Source organism: Streptomyces sp. a15 (genome assembly GCF_059026085.1).
Genome location: NZ_JBWLKM010000002.1, coordinates 193,682 through 208,630 on the forward strand (window position 1 = coordinate 193,682; position 14,949 = coordinate 208,630).

The following is a 14,949-nucleotide window of genomic DNA, read 5'->3' on the forward strand; positions in this document are numbered from 1 at the left end:
ACTAGGGGCAACAAAAAAACCGGTCCGTCTGGGACGGACCGGCTTTCCCGGTGGGCGATACTGGGTTCGAACCAGTGACCTCTTCGGTGTGAACGAAGCGCTCTCCCACTGAGCTAATCGCCCGGGAACGCAACAGAACAATACAGGTCTCGGCGCGTTTCCTTCAAACCGCTTCCAAGTGGCCGGCCAGACCGCGCCGCCCGGAGCGCATCATCAGCCAGTGGTTGGCGCGGAACACCGGCCGTCCCGGGACGGCGAACCGCCGCAGCAGCGGCTTGTTCACTTCGACCAGCTGCTCGTAGCGGGCCAGGCTGCCCGTGCCGTCCTCGGTGATCGTCCAGCGCGCCCAGCCGTCGAGGTCGCCGGACATGGCGATCTCCAGGACCCCGGCCGCCGGTTCGCGCCGCACCTCACGGGCGGTGAAGGTCAGGTCGTACGGCAGGAAGGAACGGATCGTGATCACTCCGGTCGTCGCGTCGATCCGGTTCACCTCGCGCACCTGCCGCCACCAGCGCGGATAGTCCTCGGCTCGCTCCAGCGCCGTGTACACGGCGACGGGCGACGCGGGCAGGGTCCACCGGCTGCGGAAGCGGTAACAGGTCCAGTCCATGACCGGAGTCTGCCCCTGTGCGGGCCCGGTGAGGCGTATTTGAGTACGGCATGAGTACGCGCACTCATGTCGTACGACGTGACGCGGACCACACTCATCGGCATGACGCACATTCCGCCCCCTGCCGAGGAGTTGCGGCTCCTCGATGCCGAGCTGTGGCAACTGGACGCCCGCCGGGCCCAGTTGCTGGCCCGCCGCGCCTGGCTGGTCGCGGCCCTGCAGCAGGCGTGGCCCGCGCCTGTCGCGCCGCCCCGCCCCGAGGCTCCCGCACCGCGCGTCCAGAACGTGCTGCTCCTGCTCGGCGGCGTCCTGCTCACCATCGCCGCGATGGTGTTCACGCTGGTCAGCTGGGGTCACCTGGGCATCACCGGGCGGGCCGTGGTGCTCGGCGCGGTCACACTGGCCGCGCTCGCGGCGCCGGTGGTGCTGCTGAAGCGGGGGCTGCGCTCGACGGCCGAGTCGGTGGCGGGCCTCGGGCTCGCGCTGACGGTGCTCGACGCGTACGCCCTGCACGAGGCCGCCCTCGCGGGGGTGGACGGCACGGGGTACGCGGCGGTGGCGTCGGCCGTACTCGCGGTGCTGTGGGCCGCGTACGGCCTGCTGCCGACGACGTGCGACCTGCGTCTGCCCCTCCCCGCCGCCCTGGTCTCGGCCCAACTCCCGCTGCTGCTCTGGTCGCTGGCCGCCGACGCCGTTCCCTACGGGGTCACGGCCGCGGTCCTGGTGACGGCCGGGTTCGACACGGTTGTGGCGTTCCGGGCGACTGCCAGGTCCGTACGGGTCGTCGCCGCCGTCGGCGCGTACGGCGCGGGCACCTGGGGCGCACTGACCGCCGGCTTGCTGTCCTGGACAGCGACCGGCCCGAGCGCCGCCGCCCGTGCGGCGGCGCTCCTCCTCCTCGGCGCGGCGATCGCGCTGGGCGCGGCGTGGCGGAGCCAGGACGAGAAGCGAGCCCTCGGCCTCGCCGGCGCCGCCGGGCTGCTCGTGGTCGCCGCGTTCGGCGGGGTGGCGCGTCCTGCGCTGTCGGAGGTGTGGACGGTTCCGGTCCATCTGGCCTCTGGGATCGCCCTGTTGGCCGCGGTGCGGGCTGGGCGGCTGCCGGCGGCGGTGCGGCACGGCTTCGCCTGGGCCTCGGGCACCGTACAGGCACTGGCCCTGCTGTGGACGCTGCCCGTCGTCAGTCTGGCGCTGCTGGCGCCGGTCGAATGGGCGGAGCGCGTGTGGAGCGGCACACCCTCGGATGCCCGCGCGGCGGTGACGCTCGACGCGCCGTGGCCGCAGCACGCGCAGACGGTTCCCGTCGTCCTGGCGGTCGTCGCGGCCGTGCTCGCCCTGACGGTCCGGGCCGGGGTCTGGCGCCCTCGGGCGCTGCGCGGTGCGCTGGGCCTGACGTGGGCGGGGGTGCTGGTGCTTCCGGCGGTGTTCGAACTCCCGTACTGGACAAGCCTGGTGACTCATGGGGCCTTGACGGCCGGGGCGCTCGCGGCGGCGGTGTACGCACGCCGAGGCGCGGCCGTGCCGGACGGAACGCCGGCCCGTCCGTTCACGTCCAGTCAGCTCACCGCCCTTGTCCTCGCCCTGACCACCTCTCTCAGCCTCGCCTTCCTCTCCCTCGCCTCGCAGACCGCGACGCTCACCGTTCTCTGCGCCCTGACCGCGCTGTTCGCGGCGGCCTCGTGGCCCTCGCACCTCGCCCCGGTCACGGCCCCGTCCGCACTCGCCCACGCCGCCGCGCTCGCCTGCGCGACCGGCGCCGCCCTGGACTGGCAGCCGTCGCACACCGCGCTGCTGGTCCTGGCCGTCCCCGTGGCCGCGGCCCTGCTGGCCGCACGGCTGGGCAGCGCCCCGGCCACCGTGCCGGTCGAAGCGACCGGGGCCGCCACCGGGCTGCTCGCCGTAGGCCTCGCCCTCACCGACCCGCCGCTGCTGGCCCTGGTGCTGGCCCTCGGCGGAGTGATCGCCGCGGGTACGGCGATCCGCCCGGACCGCCGCCCCGTCGGCTACGCGGCCGCCGCCCTGTTCGTGCTGGCCACCTGGGTGCGCCTGGTGGCCTGGGAGGTCGAGACGCCCGAGGCATACACGCTCCCGGTCACCGTCCCGGCGCTGCTGCTCGGCCTCCTGCGCCGGCGCCGCGACCCGCGAGCGTCCTCCTGGACGGCGTACGGCCCCGGCCTCGCCGCCACCCTCCTGCCGAGCCTGGTCGCGGCCTGGGGCGACGCGCACTGGACGCGCCCCCTGCTGCTGGGCAGCGCCGCGCTGCTGGTCATCCTGCTGGGCGCCCGGCACCACCTCCAGGCCCCGCTCGTGCTCGGCGGCTCGGTGCTGACGCTGGACGCGCTGCACGAACTCGCGCCCTACCTCGTCCAGGTCACCGACGCACTCCCCCGCTGGGTGCCTCCCGCCCTCGCCGGACTGCTGCTGCTCGCACTCGGAGCGACGTACGAGCAGCGCATCCGGGACGTCCGGCGGGTGCGGGAGGTCCTGGGGAAGATGAACTAGTGGGCGGCTACGGCATCTTGTCCCCCAGCAGCGCCAGGTTCTCGATGGCGGCGAGGCCGTAGAGCGCGGTGTCGTTCGTGGACACCCAGGCGGCCTCGCTGCCCGGCACCAGGGTGGCCGGGCCGCTCAGCTTCTCGGTCTTCCAGGGCGCCGACTCCTTGTAGCCGTCGGAGTTGTAGAACTTGTCCCAGGCCCGCTTGGCGAGCTTCTCGTCCCCGGTCTGGACGGCGGCGTACGCGTCCAGGCGCGAGTGGCCCTGGAACAGCAGCAGGGAGCCGAAGTTGGAGCCGTAGCGCGCCGCCTGCTCGGCCTTGGTGGCGTTGAAGTAGCGGCAGTAGTCGAAGTACGCCTCGTTGAACTTCGGCATGTCGACGAGGTCGATGAGCTCCGCGCACAGCTCGTTGAGCCCGAAGACCGCGGACAGGTGGGAGACCCCGACCGCGGGCGCCGGGGCGACCGCGAACTTCCCGGTGTCCAGGTCGTACAGGCCGGTCCCCTGCACGAACCCGTTGGGCTGGGCGGCGATCGTCTCCATCGTCGACAGCACGCGCGCCTTGGCCTTCTCCCACTTGGGGCCCTTGCGCTCCCACTCCGTCAGCCAAGCCGACACCAGACCGCTCCAGTCCGTGCCGAAGCCGATGGACAGGGCGTGCCGGTCGGGCGTGTACGGCTCGGTGCGGATCTTGCGGATCGGGTCGAGGACGAGGAACGTCTCGTCGGAGTCGACGTTGGCGTGCATGAGGTCGCCGACCCGCTCGTCGGCCGTGAGGAAGTAGTAGTAGCGGCGATACGTCGTGTTGGCGATGCGCTGCTGCTTGGCGCTGTCCGCGTAGTGCTGCACACCGTGCCGGGTGCCGAGGCCGGCCCACTGGCCCAGGTGGTAGACGTCGACCTCGCCGGTGTGCCGGGTCATCGCCTCGGCGAAGCGGAAGATGTCCGCACGGCCGCTGCGCAGGTACGCGAACCACAGCCACAGGTCCGGCGACAGCTCCGAGTTGTCCCAGGCATAGCCGCCGACGTCGTAGCGCCACTGGTGCCGGACCGTGTCGTACGTGTGCATGATGTCGCCGTAGTCCCAGAAGCCGTACCACCGCCGCATCTCCACCTGGTCCTTGTAGTAGGTGAAGAGGAAGTCGAGGTGGTCCTCGATCTTGGCCTTGGCGGGCGTGGAGCGGTCCGGCTCGGCGTACAGACCCGGGCCGAAGACCCCGGCCTTGATGAGCTGCTTGGGCGGGGCGGCCAGCTGCGGCAGCACCCGTACGGCCTCGACCTGTTCGGCGAGCGTCTCGGCGCTCGGCGTCGACTCGTTGGCCCAGAAGAGGAGTTCGGAGGTGCGGGCGATGCCGTAGGGGGTGCCGAACTCGGGCTCGTAGTCCTCGTAGGTGATGTTGAGGCCTTCGAGCTGCTCGGCGAAGGTGTCCTGGCCCATGCCGTCGTGGTAGAAGCGCAGGTCCATGGGCTGCGCCTCGGGCGACCAGAGCCAGAGCGTGACCTCGGCCTCGTCGGTCTGGGCGTCGCGGATGTCGAGCTGGGCGGGGAACTTCTCCCAGAAGTCCCGCAGGCCGAAGGAGAATCCGCCGCTCGCCCCGCCGACGTACCCGAACCCGGAGGCGCGCTTGCCGCCGCCGGCGCCGATCCAGCCGTGGCCCTTCTTGGTGCGCTTGCGCAGGCCGAAGCCGTCGGCGGAGAGCTGGGAGAGGGTGTAGTCGCCCCACTCGGGGATGTACTGGAGCCGCGTGGTGACGCGCTGGTCCCAGGTGGCCGGGTCGGGCAGCTTCTGGCCCGCGTACTGGGCCGCCTGGACGGCGGCCCCCGGGTCGCGGCGCAGTCCGGTGATGCCCTTGACGGCCTCGCGCAGCAGACCGGTGCCGTCACCGCCGATGCGGATGTGGCGGTCGTACGACTGGTCGCGCATCGGCACGGTGAAGCGGACGCCGAGCCCGCGGATGAAGTCACCGCTGGCCTTGCCGGGTTCCTGCGTGCCGTCGAAGGTGACGGTGTGCACCATGCGGAAGGAGTCGGCGCCCGCGTAGAAGTACAGCCGGATGGAGAACGGCAGCCAGCTCCGGTTGCCCTTACGGTGCTTGCCGTCGATGCGGACGACCGCGCGGACCGGGCCGTCCTGCTCGACCTCGACATTCGAGATGGCACCCTCGAAACGCTCGGTCTTGACCGCGCCCTGGTCCTCGTCCTCGATCTCCGGCTGGCGGATGAGGACGAGCCGGCCGTTCTTGGCGATCTCGGTCGAGCCGCGGCTGACCGACTTGATCAGCGTGGCGCCGGACTTGCCGATCTTCGCGGTGATCACGCCGGTCGAGACGTCGATGGTGCCGCCGCTCTTGTCGACGGTCACCTTCTTGGCGGGGGCGGCGGTCTCGCCCGCGGTCAGGGTGAGCTTGCCGGTGCCCGAACTCACGGCGTGTGCGGTCCACTTGAGCGAGCCGTCCGGCCAGTAGGCGATCGGCCAGGACTGCACGGGCACGGCCTTGCCGTCCGCGTCGGTGACCGCGAAGCTCTGGTCCTCCTGGTAGGTGCCCCTCGGCCAGGGGACGCCGAGGGTGGAGCCGGGGGCGGCGCCCAGGCCGCCGTCCTCCAGCCAGTCCAGGGTCACCGGATCGGCGTCGGCGTCGGCGGCTCTCGGCGCCGCCTGTACGTCCTTGGCTCCTAGGGCCCAGCTGAACTGGGCGGCGGCTCCGGCGACCGCGGCTGCCTTGAGGAGGGACCTGCGGGGAATGGGGGACATGGCCTTTCCTTTCCGTGCGGGGTGCAGGGGGGATGGTCAGGGGCATGACAGTGCGAGGTACGACGCCCGGAGGCGCCGACCTGATGTGAGGGCACCGCCCGTCAGCGGTGCCGGTAGCGCTCCTCAACGGCGACGGCCGCCGCCGCGACGGCCCCCAGGACGGGGACCGCCAGCGGTGCGACGAACCATGCGGACACGGCCACCACGGCCAGTCCGCCGACGATCAGGAAAGAGCCGGCGGGGTCGAGCACGGTCCGCCGGCCCGCCTCGGCGAGCAGGGCGCGCCAGGTGGCGCCCGGCGTCCAGACGGCCGCCGCCCGCAGCCCGGCGACGGCCAGCCCGATGAGCGCGAACACGCCGACGGCCCCGACCAGCGGCCCGCCGGGAATCCCGGCCCGCACAGCCTGGACGTCCACCCAGACCGCGGCCGCGGCCGCCCAGCCGGCGAGCCCGGCGAGCCATCCACCGCGCACCGCCACCCGGAAGTCGGCGACGAACTCCCGCAAGCCGCCCACCTCATGGCCGGTACGGCGGCGCAGGTGCCGCGCCCCGGCGGCGAAGGCGGCCGGGTAGGTGACCACGCCCAGCGAGGCCACCGCGATCCACACCCCGGTCAGCAGACACTCGGCGAACACGGCGAACCGCTCGCCGAAGACGGACTCCTTGCGCGGGGCGCGGGCCTTGACGCGTGCCTCAGCCATGCCGGATCAGCCCTTCAGTCCGGACGTCGCCATACCGTCGATCAGATAGCGCTGGAAGGCGAGGAAGAAGGCGAGCACCGGCAGCAGGGCGACCAGTGACATCGCGATCATGCCGCCGTAGTTGGCCACGCCCTCCTGGTCCACGAACATCTTCAGACCGAGGGAGACCGTGTACTTGTCGGGCTCGTTGAGGTAGATCAGCGGGCCCATGAAGTCGTTCCAGGAGTTGATGAAGGTGAAGATCGCGCTGGTGATCAGGGCCGGCCGGCACAGCGGGAGCACGATCGACCAGTAGATGCGGAAGTGTCCGCAGCCGTCGAGACGGGCCGCCTCGTCGAGTTCCTTGGGCAGGTTGCGCATGAACTGCACCATCAGGAAGACGAAGAACGCCTCCGTGGCCAGGTACTTGCCCAGCAGGAGCGGGGTGTACGAGTTGATCATGTCCATGTTGCGGAACAGCACATACTGCGGGATCAGCAGCACGTGGTACGGCAACAGCAGCGTGCCGATCATCAGCGTGAAGAGCAGATTGCGACCGGCGAACCTGATCTTCGCGAAGGCGTACGCGGTCAGCGAGCAGGACACCAGGATCCCGACCACCGAACCGAGCGCGAGCGTGAGCGAGTTGACGAAGAACGTGGAGATCGAGATGTCCGCGATGCCGTCGGCGAGCCCGGTGTAGTTCGAGACGATGGGATCGCCCGGGAAGAGGTCCAGGCTCCCGATGATCTCCTCGCTCTTCTTGAAGGAGCCGCCGATGACCCAGATCACCGGATAGAGGATCACCGCGAGGATCGCGAAGGACCCGAGGTGCCACGCGAGGGAACCGGGCAGCCTGCGGCGGAAGTTGCCGCCCTTCGTGGACCGGGCCGGCGTGATGTCGGTGGCCTGCGCGCTCATCGGGCGCCCTCCTCGTAGTGCACCCAGCGCTTCTGGGACCAGAACAGCACCGCCGTCACCAGGGCGACCGCGACGAGCAGCATCCAGGCCATGGCGGAGGCCAGGCCCATCCGGCTGTTCTCGAAGCCCTGGACGTAGAGGTAGCAGGTATAGACCATCGAACCGTCCGCCGGACCGCAGGCGTTGCCGCCCGCGCCGCCGCCGACGATGTACGCCGAGCTGAAGATCTGGAAGGAGTGGATCGTCTCCAGCAGGACGTTGAAGAAGAGGACCGGGGAGATCATCGGCAGGGTGATGTTCCAGAACCGCCGCATCGGGCCGGCCCCGTCGACCTCGGCCGCCTCGTACAGCTCGCGCGGGACCTGCTTGAGGCCGGCCAGGAAGATGACCATGGGGGCACCGAACTGCCAGACGGTGAGCGCCACCAGGCTGTAGATGATCATTTCCGGGTCGCCGGTCCAGCCGCCGACATCGATCCCGAAGATCTTCTGCGTACGGTCGACGATCGCGTCGTCCGCGAAGATCGCCTTCCAGACGATCGCCACGGAGACGCTCGCCCCGATCAGCGACGGCGCGTAGAAAGCGGCCCGGTAGAAGGCCTGTCCGCGCCGCTTCTGGGCGAGCAGCAGCGCCACCCCGAGTGCCAGGAGCAGCTTGAGCGGCGTACCGACGACGACGTACCACATCGTCACCTTCACCGAGTGGCGCCAGCGCGGGTCGCCGAACATCTCGGAGAAGTTGTCGAGGCCGATCCACTTGGGTGTGTCGAACAGGTTGTAGTCGGTGAACGCGAAGTAGAGCGAGGCGATCATCGGGCCTGCCGTGAGCAGCAGGAACCCGGCGATCCAGGGGGACATGAAGAGATAGCCGGCCAGGGTCTCCCGGCGGCCCCGCCGCTTGAGGGCGGCGGGGCGCGAGGAGTTCACCGGACCGTGCCGCGGCTCGGAGTCCTTGGACAGGTCCTCCATCGCAGGGGCGTGTGTCACGGTGGTTCCCATCAGCCGACGAGAGCCGTCTTCGACTCGGTGAAGAACTGCTTGACGGCGTCGTCCACCGAGCGCGTGCCCAGAGCGAGTTCCTCGGCGATGCGCAGGAAGGCGGCCTCGCAGATGTCGGCGCCGTTGGGGTGCGGGGTGATGGGCTCCAGGACACCCGCGTCGACGAGGGACGTCTCATAGGCGGCGATGGACTTGTTGACCTCGTCGGTCGGTTGGAACGCGTCGAACTGGGCCTGCGTCGCGGGCACACCGCGGTCATAGCCCATGATCTTGGCGACCTCGGGATCGTGCACCATGAAGTCGATGAACTGGGCCACCTCCTTGGGGTGCTGCGTGCGCTTGGAGGCGCTGAGCATCAGGGAGCCGAGGTACTGGCCGGTCTTCTTGCCGTCCGTGGTCGGGATGGGGGCCAGGCTGTACTCGCTCTTTCCCTCCGCGGAGTAGCGGACACTGAAGTTGTCCCACGTGAACTCACCGCCGGCGAGTTCCGCGGTGACCGCCGACTTGGGCTTGACCTGGGCGACCTTCTTGGGGTCGGCGTAGACGCCGTCCTGGACGCCCTTCTTCGCCTTCGTCCACCAGTCCGTCAGATCGGCCTCGGCGAAACCGAGCCCGTCCTCGGTGAAGAACGCCTTGCCGTTCTGGCGCAGGTAGAGGTCGTACAAGTACATGACCCCGTACATGCCGCTGTCGCCGGCGCGACCCGTCTTGTCGCGGATCTTCTTCATCGCCGCGTCGAAGTCGTCCCAGGTCCAGCCCTGCTCCGGCTTCACACCCGCCCTGGTGTAGACGGGCGTGTCGATGACCAGGGCCATCGAGTTGGAGCCGACCGGAACTCCGAGGAGTTTGCCGTCGACCTCGCCGAACTTCTCCAGGCCGGCCCGGAAGCCGTCCGTGGAGAGGTTGCCCGCCTTGACCTGCTCGCTCAGGTCGAGCAGCACATTCTTGGCGTCGTATTTCCGCAGAAATCCAATGGCATTCTGGAAGACGTCCGGCGGATTGCCGCCGGAAGCCTGGGTGTTGAACTTCTTCCAGAAGTCGGTGTACGGCTGGAAGTCCGTTTTCACCTTGATCTTCGGGTACTTCTTCTCGAAGAGCGCGATGGTCTTGTTGATGCGCTGGGCGCGGTCCTCGGCACCCCACCACGCGTAACGGATCGTCACCGTCCCGTCCGCGGAGCTACCGCTGTCTCCCCCACACCCCGTGGTCGCGGCCAGGCCCAGTGTGGCCGCCGTCGCTCCCGCGGCCTTCAGGATCGTACGCCTCTCAACATTCCTGCTGGTTCCCACAGTCGGACCCTCCCCGCAGCGTCGTTGCCGCCTGCATGAATCGTTTCAAGTAAGCGCTTGCTGGCACAAGTTACGGAGGGCCTCGTGGTGCGTCAATGATTCGGACAGGAATTTCTTGGGGGCCCGCTCGGTGAGCTGACGGTACGTCGGGGCCGAGTCCCGGTCCCGGGGAGGTGACATCGCAGGTGAGGAACCCGCGGTCGGCAGGCCGAACACAACCTCGGCCTCGACGCCCGGAGGCCGCCCGGCGGAAATTCGCCTCAGGGCGGGGCGCGCGCCCCACGGCGGCCGGCAGCGCGCACACGACGGCGGCCCGTCTGCTCTCTCGCAGACGGGCCGCCGTGTCCGGGTGGGCGATACTGGGTTCGAACCAGTGACCTCTTCGGTGTGAACGAAGCGCTCTCCCACTGAGCTAATCGCCCGGACGCAGGGAGAACATTACCCCATGTCAGGGGGTGCGGGTCACCGGCGCCGGCCGGCCCTCGCACCCCCGTCGCGGCTCACTGGTCCTTGATCTTCCAGGGCATCGCGAGGCCGAACTTCCACAGGTAGATGCCGACGAGGACGCCGATGATCACGAGGCCGATCGACGTCAGGATGATGTTGCGCCGCCGGACCTTGGGGTCGAGGGCACGCTGTGCCGCCTCGGTGACCTTGCGTTTGGTCCAGCGGAGCACCAGCTGGGCCCAGACGAACTCGGTCGCCCAGATCGCCATGCCGCCGAAGATCACGACCCAGCCCGGTCCGGGCAGCGGCAGCATCACGATGCCGACGCCCACGACCGCGAGCCCGATGATGAAGACACAGACCTGCCAGCTCAGGTGGAGCATGCGGCGCGCCTGGATGAATTTGGGAGCTCTGGAGCCGAGTCCCCGCTCGCCCCGCACCCCGTCGGTCTGCGTCTTTTCCGCTGCCACGGCAACCTCGCCCGGCTCGTCACTCCCCGTGTTCATACGGCCAAACCCTACCGGACGGAAACCAGTCACCGGAATGGTCGTACCGTGCGAACACGCTCTCGGCCGGAAGAGTTACATAAAGGCACGCAAAACACTCAGAGGGGTTTACAACGGCACCGTAGGTGGCATGTCGATTTCGCCGACGTGCGAATCCCCGAGCGCACACTGAGCGAAAGGCCCTGGCGCTTATGAACACCACGGTCAGCTGCGAGCTGCACCTGCGCCTCGTTGTGTCGAGCGAGTCATCCCTGCCTGTCCCCGCAGGCCTGCGGTACGACACGGCCGACCCCTACGCCGTGCACGCCACCTTCCACACCGGAGCCGAGGAGACCGTCGAGTGGGTGTTCGCCCGAGACCTGCTCGCGGAGGGCCTCCACCGGCCCACGGGCACCGGCGACGTCCGCGTCTGGCCGTCGCGCAGTCACGGTCAGGGCGTCGTCTGCATCGCCCTGAGCTCGCCGGAGGGCGAGGCCCTGCTGGAGGCCCCTGCGCGGGCCCTGGAGTCCTTCCTGAAGCGCACGGATGCGGCTGTGCCTCCCGGCACGGAGCACCGGCACTTCGATCTCGATCAGGAGCTCTCGCACATCCTGGCGGAAAGCTAGGGGCGAGGCTGCACAGAGCCGCCCGGCGCCGTCCACTCGGGGAGACGGCTCGGGCCCAGACAACCGAATAGGGCAGGCACCGGCGCCGTCCCCTCATGGGGGCGGCGCCGGTGTGCGTCGTCCCGCCGCCGACCTCAGGGTGCGCGGACGCACTACCATCGGCCAGCATCGGCGGGCGTCCGCCCGACCCCCAGGCCAGGGAGCGAAACGTGCTGATCACCCACGACACCCGGTGCGCCCTCGACACCGTGGTGGATCTGGTGAACACCGCGCCGGAGGACGACACGGCTCAGGACGCGCTGCCGGATGTCACAGCACTGGAGGATTTCGTACGAAACCACGAAATCAGCGAGGTCGGAGTGCTCTCCGAGTTCGACCTCTCGGCGGTGCGCAAGATCCGCGGACGGTTCGCCTCGGTGTTCGCCGCCCCGGACGCCCGGGCCGCCGCCGGGCTGATCAACGAGCTGATCGCCGCCGCGGGCACCACACCCCGGCTCACGGACCACGACGGCTACGACTGGCACGTGCACTACTTCGCGCCCGGCGCCTCCGTCGCCGATCATCTGGCCGCCGACTGCGGGATGGCACTGGCGTTCTTCGTGGTCGCCGGCGAGCAGGAGCGGCTGCGTCGCTGCGAGGCGCCCGACTGCCGGCGCGCCTTCGTGGACCTCTCCCGCAACCGCTCGCGGCGGTACTGCGACAGCCGGACCTGCGGCAACCGGTTGCACGTGGCCGCCTACCGGGCGCGGCGCAAGGAGGCGGCGGGCTGAGGCCCGGACGAGAGGGCCCGACGACGAGATCCGGACCGGACACGATGCCTTCGTGGGCCCCGGCGGGTGACGCCGGGGACCACGGGTATGGCTCACAGCAACAGCAGGTCGTGCAGCGCAGCCGTGAGCAGCAGACACCCGATCACCGCAAGGAAGATCATCAGCGGTGGCTGGGAAAGGGCGAAGAGGCATCCGCGCGGCTCGTCCTGCGGCGGCGCGGCGTCGCTCTGTGTCGTGTCCAGCATCTCGCGGCGATGATGACGCAGTCGGGACGCATGACGCGATCAACACGCCCGCAGTGAGCGGGAGTTCGCCGGATTCCGTGATCTACGGTTCGGGTCGTGATCACTTCCGCACGCACAGGGACCCGCTGTGTCGTTTCAGTGCGCGTGCGGACGTCATATGCCGGCCCGCCGCAGGCCTCATATGCCGTGCTTCTTGAGGATGGCCTCGATGTCGCTGAAGTCGTCCGTCGCGGTCTCGGTACGGGGCCGGCTCGCGGGCTTGGCCGTCGGGCGGGTGCCCGGGCTCAGGGAGGGCGCCGAGGCCGCCGGAGCGACCGCCTCGCGCTGGGCGGCACCCTTGGCCGCCGCCTTGCGCTCCTTGCGGGTGCCGCCTCGACGGCGCTCCACCGCACGCGTGCTCGCGAACAACAGCCAGGAGAGGCCGAGCACCACGAAGCCCGCCCAGGCCGTCGGGCTGAACGCGGTGTCCGCCAGCCACTCGACGACGCCGGTCATGACCAGGCCGAGAGGCACGAGGGAGTACGCGGCGATACGGACGGCGGAGAGGAAACGCTTGCGGTACGCCGTGACCGCCGCGATGCCCAGGCCGGCCGCGGCGACGGCGGAACAGACGGTCTCGGCAATCATCCGGTCCTCCAGGGCAGGGCTCGGTCGGGCAAGGGCACTTCGTCCCTTCCATCCTGCACCCGCGGCACCCCGCCGGGCCATCCTCCGACGGGACATCAGGGACATCTCCGGGTCGACTCCTCCGCAGGTGCCGGTCGAAGTGGTACCCCTGCGGGTGATGGTCGGTCGGTCGTCACCGCGGGGGGCGGTCGGTTGGTCGTCACCGCGGGGGGGCAGTCCTCACCGCCGTGGCGGTCGTTGGATACCACGGCGGCAGTCAGTCCTCACCGCCGTGACAGCCGGTGGACCCCGCGGGCGCCAGCCGGTCTCACCCCCGCAGCAGCCAGTGGACCCCTCCGACGGCAGCCGGGCCTCACCCCCGCGACAAGTCAGTCGACCCCGCGGACGGCAGCCGGGCCTCACCCCCGCGACAGTCAGTCGACCCCGCGGACGGCAGCCGGGCCTCACCGCCGCGGCAGTCGGTCGGCACCACCGTGGTCGTCGGTCGGCATCGTGGGTGCCGGGCGAGGTCGCCGTCGCAGGTGGCGGCTGGGCCGGGGGGGGGAGAGGTCCGGTTGGGTCGTCCGGGTCGGGGCTGGGAGACTGAGGGCATGAGCGACTCCTTCCCCGCGCGTTCCGCGGCTCCCGTTCTCGACGTCTGGTGCGACCTTCAGTGCCCGGACTGCCGCAGCGCCCTGGACGACCTCCGTGCCCTCCGCGCCCGCTACGGCGACCGGCTGGAACTGCGGTTGCGGCACTTCCCGCTGGAGAAGCACAAGCACGCCTTCGCCGCCGCGCAGGCCGCCGAGGAGGCCGTGGAGCAGGGCCAGGGCTGGCCGTTCGTCGAGGCGGTGCTGGGCCGGGTCGAGGAGCTGGACCGTACGGGAGAACCCTTCCTGGTCGAGGTCGCCCGGGAACTCGGGATGGACGCCGAGGAGTTCGACACGGCGCTCATCGACGTCCGGCACATCCTGATCGTGGACGCCGACCAGGCCGAGGGCAAGGCGATCGGCGTGACCGGCACCCCCACCTATGTCATCGACGGCGAGCGCCTCGACGGCGGCAAGAGCCAGGAAGGGCTGCGCGAGCGCATCGAGGAGATCGCGGACCGGCTGCTGGCCGGGCAGGACGCCTGAGCCGCCGGGCCTACAACCGGGCCTACAACAACGGCTTGTAGAAGGCGTACTGCGTCGTCTCGTACCCGAGCGACTGGTAGAGCCGCTCGGCCGGGGTGTTGCCCGCGAACACGTTGAGGCCCAGGATCCGTCTGCCCTCGGCGATCGCCTGGGCCTCCGCCAGTAGCATGAGCGTACGGCCGTGTCCCCGGCCGCGATGGGCCTCGTCGGCCTCGACGTCGAAGACGAAGGCCTTGTCGGCGCGCAGGGCGAGCCAGAGGACGCCCACGCGGGTGCCCTCGTGCTCCAGGATGCTGAACAGCATGTGCTCGGTGGCCAGGCCCTGGAGCACTTCGTGGTCGCGCCGGGCCTTGGCGTACGCCTCGGCCTCCGGTACGCCCCGTTCGATCCAGGTGCGCGCGTAGTCCTCCGACTCGTGCTCCTGCCACGCCTCGAACTCCGCCTCGGTCATGGGGCGTGCCCGGCTGCCGGCGGGCAGTTCGGGCGGGGCGTCGGCGAGCCGCTTCGCCATGCCGCGGTTGCGCAGGACGTATCCGAGCGCCTTGACGAGGCGCAGTGCCGCCTCGGCGTCCGCGGGCATACTGATCTCGATCTGCCGGCAGCCCCAGCCGCGCGCCACCTCCTCCGCGGCGAGCATGGCCACCGTGCCCCGGCCGCGCCGGCGGTCGGGCTCCTCGATGTGCACCTTGTGGACGCGGGCCACCGAGTCGCCGAAGGACGGGGACGTGCCCAGGTGTATCGCGCCGACGGGACGGCTGTTCACACACACCTGGTAGTGGCGTGAACGCGTCCCGTCGGCGTTGCGCTGAAGCGGCTCGCTCGGCCGCAGGGTCGTGGTCATCAGGGGAGTTCTACCCCTCGCCGGGCCGTCGGTCAGCCGAATATCCGCAGGAC

The 14,949-nt window shown here is 70.3% G+C and carries 14 protein-coding genes and 2 tRNA genes; 4 read left to right on the forward strand and 12 right to left on the reverse strand.

The genetic code is table 11. From position 1 onward, the window contains the following. Positions 1 to 51 precede the first annotated feature (51 nt). Positions 52 to 123, reverse strand: a tRNA-Val gene (locus tag AC5P09_RS03875). A 40-nt stretch (positions 124 to 163) separates the two neighbouring features. Then, positions 164 to 610: an SRPBCC family protein gene (locus AC5P09_RS03880; RefSeq protein ID WP_493872450.1), complete on the reverse strand. Its 447-nt coding sequence runs from the start codon at positions 608 to 610 to the stop codon at positions 164 to 166. 66 nt (positions 611 to 676) lie between these two features. On the opposite strand from AC5P09_RS03880, the gene AC5P09_RS03885 reads away from it, so the two are divergent. Next, a complete protein-coding gene (locus AC5P09_RS03885; protein WP_493872451.1) occupies positions 677 to 3,109 on the forward strand; it encodes an SCO7613 C-terminal domain-containing membrane protein in 2,433 nt (810 codons plus the stop codon). 7 nt (positions 3,110 to 3,116) lie between these two features. On the opposite strand, the gene AC5P09_RS03890 is transcribed toward AC5P09_RS03885, so the two are convergent. The 7 genes from AC5P09_RS03890 to AC5P09_RS03920 form a co-directional block, all read right to left on the reverse strand. After that, positions 3,117 to 5,852: an exo-rhamnogalacturonan lyase family protein gene (locus AC5P09_RS03890; protein ID WP_493872452.1), complete on the reverse strand. Its 2,736-nt coding sequence runs from the start codon at positions 5,850 to 5,852 to the stop codon at positions 3,117 to 3,119. A gap of 101 nt (positions 5,853 to 5,953) precedes the next feature. Further along, entirely contained in the window at positions 5,954 to 6,553 is a 600-nt protein-coding gene (locus AC5P09_RS03895; protein ID WP_493872453.1) for a hypothetical protein, read from the reverse strand. Between the two features lie 6 nt (positions 6,554 to 6,559). Then, positions 6,560 to 7,453 carry a carbohydrate ABC transporter permease gene (locus AC5P09_RS03900; RefSeq protein WP_307673507.1) on the reverse strand — a complete coding sequence of 298 codons (894 nt, stop codon included), beginning with the start codon at positions 7,451 to 7,453 and terminating at the stop codon, positions 6,560 to 6,562. Beyond that, entirely contained in the window at positions 7,450 to 8,451 is a 1,002-nt protein-coding gene (locus AC5P09_RS03905) for a carbohydrate ABC transporter permease (protein ID WP_493872454.1), read from the reverse strand. Before AC5P09_RS03905 ends, AC5P09_RS03900 begins: the two co-directional genes overlap by 4 nt. Then, positions 8,451 to 9,740: an ABC transporter substrate-binding protein gene (locus tag AC5P09_RS03910; RefSeq protein ID WP_493872455.1), complete on the reverse strand. Its 1,290-nt coding sequence runs from the start codon at positions 9,738 to 9,740 to the stop codon at positions 8,451 to 8,453. The genes AC5P09_RS03905 and AC5P09_RS03910 overlap by 1 nt, the downstream gene beginning before the upstream one ends. Positions 9,741 to 10,090: 350 nt before the next feature. Further along, positions 10,091 to 10,162 (reverse strand) — tRNA-Val (locus AC5P09_RS03915). Between the two features lie 78 nt (positions 10,163 to 10,240). Then, the gene (locus AC5P09_RS03920) at positions 10,241 to 10,693 is read right to left on the reverse strand and encodes a TIGR02611 family protein (RefSeq protein ID WP_493872456.1); all 453 of its coding nucleotides are present in this window, start codon (positions 10,691 to 10,693) and stop codon (positions 10,241 to 10,243) included. A gap of 191 nt (positions 10,694 to 10,884) precedes the next feature. Between AC5P09_RS03920 and AC5P09_RS03925 the strand changes: the two genes are divergently transcribed. Together AC5P09_RS03925 and AC5P09_RS03930 are read left to right on the forward strand one after the other, a co-directional pair. Further along, positions 10,885 to 11,298 (forward strand): SsgA family sporulation/cell division regulator, encoded by a 414-nt coding sequence (locus AC5P09_RS03925; RefSeq protein ID WP_004002642.1) that lies wholly within the window; start codon positions 10,885 to 10,887, stop codon positions 11,296 to 11,298. 209 nt (positions 11,299 to 11,507) lie between these two features. Next, a complete protein-coding gene (locus tag AC5P09_RS03930; protein WP_266442895.1) occupies positions 11,508 to 12,068 on the forward strand; it encodes a CGNR zinc finger domain-containing protein in 561 nt (186 codons plus the stop codon). Positions 12,069 to 12,160: 92 nt separating this feature from the next. Here AC5P09_RS03930 and AC5P09_RS03935 read toward each other — a convergent pair whose 3' ends face one another. Both AC5P09_RS03935 and AC5P09_RS03940 read right to left on the reverse strand, forming a co-directional pair. Then, entirely contained in the window at positions 12,161 to 12,313 is a 153-nt protein-coding gene (locus tag AC5P09_RS03935) for a hypothetical protein (RefSeq protein ID WP_164873000.1), read from the reverse strand. Between the two features lie 177 nt (positions 12,314 to 12,490). Next, on the reverse strand, positions 12,491 to 12,940 hold the full coding sequence (locus AC5P09_RS03940) for a hypothetical protein (protein WP_493872457.1): 450 nt from the start codon (positions 12,938 to 12,940) through the stop codon (positions 12,491 to 12,493). Between the two features lie 590 nt (positions 12,941 to 13,530). Here AC5P09_RS03940 and AC5P09_RS03945 point away from each other — a divergent pair. Next, complete coding sequence (locus AC5P09_RS03945) at positions 13,531 to 14,055, forward strand: DsbA family protein (protein WP_493872458.1); 525 nt, start codon at positions 13,531 to 13,533, stop codon at positions 14,053 to 14,055. Positions 14,056 to 14,077: 22 nt separating this feature from the next. On the opposite strand, the gene AC5P09_RS03950 is transcribed toward AC5P09_RS03945, so the two are convergent. Further along, entirely contained in the window at positions 14,078 to 14,896 is an 819-nt protein-coding gene (locus tag AC5P09_RS03950) for a GNAT family N-acetyltransferase (RefSeq protein WP_493872459.1), read from the reverse strand. Between the last annotated feature and the right edge of the window lie 53 nt (positions 14,897 to 14,949).